At 22.8% G+C, this 4,836-nt stretch carries 6 protein-coding genes; 4 read left to right on the top strand and 2 right to left on the bottom strand.

The annotated features are described in order from the left end of the window. Nucleotides 1–20: 20 nt before the first annotated feature. Both KTO59_RS03365 and KTO59_RS03360 read right to left on the bottom strand, forming a co-directional pair. Nucleotides 21–1,064 (bottom strand): hypothetical protein, encoded by a 1,044-nt coding sequence (locus tag KTO59_RS03365; RefSeq protein ID WP_284928627.1) that lies wholly within the window; start codon nucleotides 1,062–1,064, stop codon nucleotides 21–23. A 587-nt stretch (nucleotides 1,065–1,651) separates the two neighbouring features. After that, on the bottom strand, nucleotides 1,652–1,822 hold the full coding sequence (locus KTO59_RS03360) for a hypothetical protein (RefSeq protein WP_284928626.1): 171 nt from the start codon (nucleotides 1,820–1,822) through the stop codon (nucleotides 1,652–1,654). Between the two features lie 356 nt (nucleotides 1,823–2,178). Between KTO59_RS03360 and KTO59_RS03355 the strand changes: the two genes are divergently transcribed. The 4 genes from KTO59_RS03355 (at nucleotide 2,179) to KTO59_RS03340 (ending at nucleotide 4,689) form a co-directional block, all read left to right on the top strand. Continuing rightward, nucleotides 2,179–3,141 carry an L-lactate dehydrogenase gene (locus KTO59_RS03355; RefSeq protein WP_225696028.1) on the top strand — a complete coding sequence of 321 codons (963 nt, stop codon included), beginning with the start codon at nucleotides 2,179–2,181 and terminating at the stop codon, nucleotides 3,139–3,141. A 301-nt stretch (nucleotides 3,142–3,442) separates the two neighbouring features. After that, nucleotides 3,443–3,703, top strand: coding sequence for a DUF2963 domain-containing protein (locus tag KTO59_RS03350; protein WP_320412682.1), 261 nt, complete (start codon nucleotides 3,443–3,445; stop codon nucleotides 3,701–3,703). Between the two features lie 160 nt (nucleotides 3,704–3,863). Then, nucleotides 3,864–4,280 carry a DUF2963 domain-containing protein gene (locus KTO59_RS03345; RefSeq protein WP_284928625.1) on the top strand — a complete coding sequence of 139 codons (417 nt, stop codon included), beginning with the start codon at nucleotides 3,864–3,866 and terminating at the stop codon, nucleotides 4,278–4,280. Nucleotides 4,281–4,482: 202 nt separating this feature from the next. Further along, nucleotides 4,483–4,689 (top strand): hypothetical protein, encoded by a 207-nt coding sequence (locus tag KTO59_RS03340; RefSeq protein WP_284928624.1) that lies wholly within the window; start codon nucleotides 4,483–4,485, stop codon nucleotides 4,687–4,689. Nucleotides 4,690–4,836: the final 147 nt, after the last annotated feature.

Below are 4,836 nucleotides of genomic sequence, written 5' to 3'. Positions count from 1 at the left end.
AAAAAACATTAAATATTTTTTTATCTGTTAGAACCGAAAAACCAACTAAGCCAACCTGTCCCAGATGAATCTGTTTTTTTACTTGTATTTCTATCACCATTTCCACCACTAATTTTTATATTTATTTCGCCCGGTTTAGAATTTTTATTTATTTCTTCTGGTTCAGAATCTTTATTTGTTTCATCTAATTTAGAACCTTTAGATGAATCTGTTTTTTCACTTGTATTTCCATCACCATTTCCACCACTAATTTTTATATTTATTTCACCCGGTTTAGAATCTTTATTTATTTCGTCTGGTTCAGAATCTTTATTTGTTTCATTTAATTTAGAACCTTTTGGAATCCAAGAGGTGATATTTTTAAACAGATTTGACAAATTTGAAAAACCAAAAGAAAAACTTTTTATTTTGCCTATAATTTCATCTGTCGCAATTTGATTTAAATTTTCACTAGTTTTGTCGATTTCTGTTTGTATTGAAGTTAAAATGTCTTTTTTTAATTCTCTAATTTGAGATTGTAAATTTTCACTAGTTTTGTCGATTTCTGTTTGTATTGAAGTTAACACGTCTTTTTTTATTTCGTCTTTATCTTTTTGAAGAGAAGAATCCCATTTATTCGCAATTTGATTTAAATTTCCGCTAGTTTTTGTTATTTCTTCTTGTATTGAAGCTAACACTTCTTTTTTTATTTCGTCTTTATCTTTTTGAAGAGAAGAATCCCATTTATTCGCAATTTGATTTAAATTTCCGCTAGTTTTTGTTATTTCTTCTTGTATTGAAGTTAATACGTCTGTTTTTAATTCTCCAATTTGAGATTGTAAATTTTCACTAGTTTTGTTGATTTCTGTTTGTATTGAAATTAACACGTCTTTTTTTAATTCTCTAATTTGAGATTGAATTTGAGATTGTAAATTTTCACTAGTTTTGTGGATTTCTTCTGAGATACCATCTGTAAAAGCATTTGTTTTACTACATATAAATACAACCACAAAAGCTAAAATTACAGCAATTAATAATAATTTAATTTTTCTTGAAAAAGTTTTTTTATTATTTTGTTCTAACATCAAATTTTTATACTCCTTAAAAATTAATTTCTTAAATAAATTAAGATATAATTTAATTTTTGCAAACTTTTTAATTTTAAAAAATAAAATATCATTAAAAATTATAACTTTTTATCGTTATAAAAGTAAAAAATAAAAACATAAAAATATTTTTTAATTTAATGATTATCTCCGAAATGATTTAAAAAAATTATTATTGACAAAAAAATAACCAATAAAATTATTAAATTTATTAAACTAATGAATTTAATAATTTTATTGGTGGAGATGAGGGGATTCGAACCCCTGTACAAAACTAATTCATTTTTTAATTTCTACATACTTATTTTGTTTTTTAAAAACAAACAAACTAATTAATAAAAAAATTTAATATAATTCCAATTAGAATCATAAAAAATAATAGGAAATTATAAAACTACTAATAGTAGTCTATATAATTAAAATAATGAATTAAATTTCTTGATATGATATCAAGATTTAAACAAGTTAAATTTATAGAAAAATAAAAATTTTAGCTTTGAAATCTATCATAAAACTTTATTTTTATTGATTATTCAATAAAAATAATGAATTAAAAATAAATTTTTTTAAGCAAAAGCTAATTGTCCTATTCCATAATTTGAAGGAATAAAATTCATATTTGAAGAAGTAACTTCTTCTTTTTCATTATTGCCGTTTATTTTAACCTCGAACATTTTTACTTGCGTTACCAAGATATGCATAAAAAACTCTTTAGTTTTGGCAAATTCCACGAACATCCCCGATTAATCATTTATTTAATTAAATTATTTTTTTATATCCTTAACCTTTTCACAATAATTATTATACAATATTAATAATAAAAAATCACTTATTTTAATATAATTTAAATTAAAAAGTTGTTAATGTTTTAGGATTAAGTTCGTAGTTTCATAAAATATTTTTGAAATTTTTTTAATTCTTTTTAATTTATATTTATTTAATTTTTAAAATAAATATTTACTTTAATTAAATTTTTATTTATATAAAAAAATCAATAAATATAATAATTAATTATAAAAAACTTGTTTTTAATTTATAAAATAATATAATATTAATTAATTAATTAAAAATAAAAAAAGAGGTATTTTATTATATGAAACAAAACAAAATAACTATTATTGGTGGAGGAAATGTCGGATCAGCGATTGGATTAATTTTATCTCTTAATAAAATTGTTTCTGAAATTGTTATTTTAGATGTTAATCCAATTAAAGCACAAGGCGAAGCTACAGATATCAGTCAAGGTGTTAATTCATTACATCCTATTAAAATAACAGCTACTAGCGATTATAAAGATACTAAAGATTCTGATATTGTAATTATTACTGCTTCGATTCCGTCAAAAAATTTAAATAATCGATTAGATTTAATTAAAAGTAATTTGACACTTTTCCAAAAAATCATTACTCCTATTACTTTATATAGTCCTAAAACTTTTTTATTAATTGTTTCAAATCCTTGTGATATTTTGACATATATTGCTTATAAATTATCAGGTTTTCCATCTCATCGAGTATTAGGATCTGGAACAACTTTAGATACAGCTCGTTTAAAATTTTTATTATCACAAGAAATGAATATTGATGCTCGTGATATCGACGGTAATATTATTGGAGAACATGGCGATAGCCAAATAGTGACATGGTCATGTTTAAATGTACATGGAGTTTCTTTTGAAGAAAATTTCAAAAAATTATTATCTAAAAAAACTCTCGAAAAACATGAAATAAATGATTTTAAAGAAATGATTGCTAATAAAGTTCAAAAATCAGCTTATGAAATCATCAGTCAAAAAGGTTATACTAACTATGGTATCGCAATTTCAGTTTTAAATATTGTAGAAGCTATTATTAAAGACGAGAAAAAAGTTTTAAATACTTCATCTTATTTACAAGGTGAATATAATATTGAAGATATTTATCTAGGTGTTCCTAGTGTTATTGGAAAATCAGGTGTAGAAAAAATTTTAGAAATTTCATTAAATGATAAAGAAAAAGAACAATTGCTAAGTTCTGCTAAATTATTAAAAGGTATTATCGATGAATCTATTTTATAATAATAAAAATTAGCACTATTATAAATTTTTGTAAATAAATTCATTTTTAATACCGAAAAGACTAGTTAAAAAACTAGTCTTTTTTGTTTTTAGTAAAAAAAGAAAATAATCAGCCATATCATGTCGTTAAACTTTTAAATTAAGAATAATTTTATTTTTCTTTTTTTTTTTTTTTATTTATTTATTTGAATAAAAAAAGAAAGGAGAAAATTTTTGAAATTAAGATAAAAATAAAAAACAAGAATTAGTCATTAAAAATGAATTAAAAAACATTTACAATTTTTTATAACAGTACAAAGTAATCAAATTTAAAAAACACACCAGAAAACATGGATACAAAATCATTGAGGAATATAATTCAAACAATCAATTAATTAAACAAACAACCTATTATACTGACGATAAAACTATTTGGTATATCACAGAATACAATGAACACGGTAAATTAATTAAAGAAACAACTTATAATTTCGATGGAACCATTAATTGCATTAAAGAATTTAATGAAGACAAAAAAATAATTAAAAAAACGTGTTATTATTTTAACTATAAAACTATTTAGTCAATTAATAATTCGATAAAAACAAAAAAACTAATCAAACAAACATTTTATTATTTCAACAAATAAAAAAAACAAGAGCGTTACACTAAAATGTTCAAAAAATTAGAAACTATAAAGCACTAATTTTTATATAAATATTAAAAGAAAAAAAGAAAAAAATATGAATTCAAAACAAATAATTATAACATTTATTATTTTTATAACTTTAATTGGTGCTGGTTGGTATTATTATGACAAGTTTAAACCAACAACATCAAATTCAAACACTACGAAAAAAATAATCTACCAAGACGACGGCAAAACTATTATGTATATTAACGAATACAACCCCAACGGCAAAAGAATTAAACAAACAGTCTACCAAGACGACGGCCAAAATATTAATTACATTAACGAATACAACCCCAACGGCCAAAAAACTAAAAAAACACGCTACCGTCCTGACAGTCAAAATATTTGGTTCATCAACGAATACACCAACGGCCAAAAAACTAAAGAAACAGAATACCAAAAAGACGGTAAAACTATTTCAGCAATTTTCGAATACAACCCCGACGGAACAAAAAAAATAAAATAAAAAAGACTCACTTACACGAGTCTTTTTATTTTAAACAATTTAATAAAAAAACATAAAATAAAAACCATCACGACCTTGTTATAGTCGTTAAACTGACAAACCAAAACCAACCGACCTTGTTATAGTCGTTAAACTGATAAACCAAGAACAATTAAATTGTTCTTTTTTTATTTAAATAAAAAACACGAAAGGAGTAAATAACATGGAAACTAAAAATGTCGAAAAGTTACAAATAGTAACTAATATTTTCTTAATTCTTTTTTGTACATTTAGCATGTTTGTAATGGCATTAGTTGAAATACGTCATCATTCAAATAATAATGATACACCAGCTAATGGAACAGCTGAAGTAGCACCAGCTAGCACAACACCAGCAACTGGAACAACGCAGTGTTCCAAAAATATGTAAATGTTTTTTTAACTATGTATATTTTTAAAACCTCGTTTCACTAAAAACAAAAAAAGACTAGTTTGTTTTAATTAGTCTTTTCGATATTAAAAATGAATTTATTTACAAAAAATTATAACAGTGCACAGTGCATAATATCTTAACAAA

It is taken from the genome of Candidatus Phytoplasma sp. AldY-WA1, from assembly GCF_020312115.2.
GTDB classification, from domain to species: Bacteria; Bacillota_I; Bacilli_A; order Acholeplasmatales; family Acholeplasmataceae; genus Phytoplasma; species Phytoplasma vitis.
Note: the sequence above shows the minus strand (reverse complement) of the source record. Positions and strands in the feature narration are given on the sequence as shown.

Bases quoted from the DNA above. Each gene is read 5' to 3' on its own strand.
- KTO59_RS03355 (WP_225696028.1), top strand. From the start codon at position 2,179: ATGAAACAAAACAAAATAACTATTATTGGTGGAGGAAATGTCGGATCA.
- KTO59_RS03365 (WP_284928627.1), bottom strand. From the start codon at position 1,064: ATGTTAGAACAAAATAATAAAAAAACTTTTTCAAGAAAAATTAAATTA.
- KTO59_RS03360 (WP_284928626.1), bottom strand. From the start codon at position 1,822: ATGTTCGTGGAATTTGCCAAAACTAAAGAGTTTTTTATGCATATCTTG.
- KTO59_RS03345 (WP_284928625.1), top strand. From the start codon at position 3,864: ATGAATTCAAAACAAATAATTATAACATTTATTATTTTTATAACTTTA.
- KTO59_RS03340 (WP_284928624.1), top strand. From the start codon at position 4,483: ATGGAAACTAAAAATGTCGAAAAGTTACAAATAGTAACTAATATTTTC.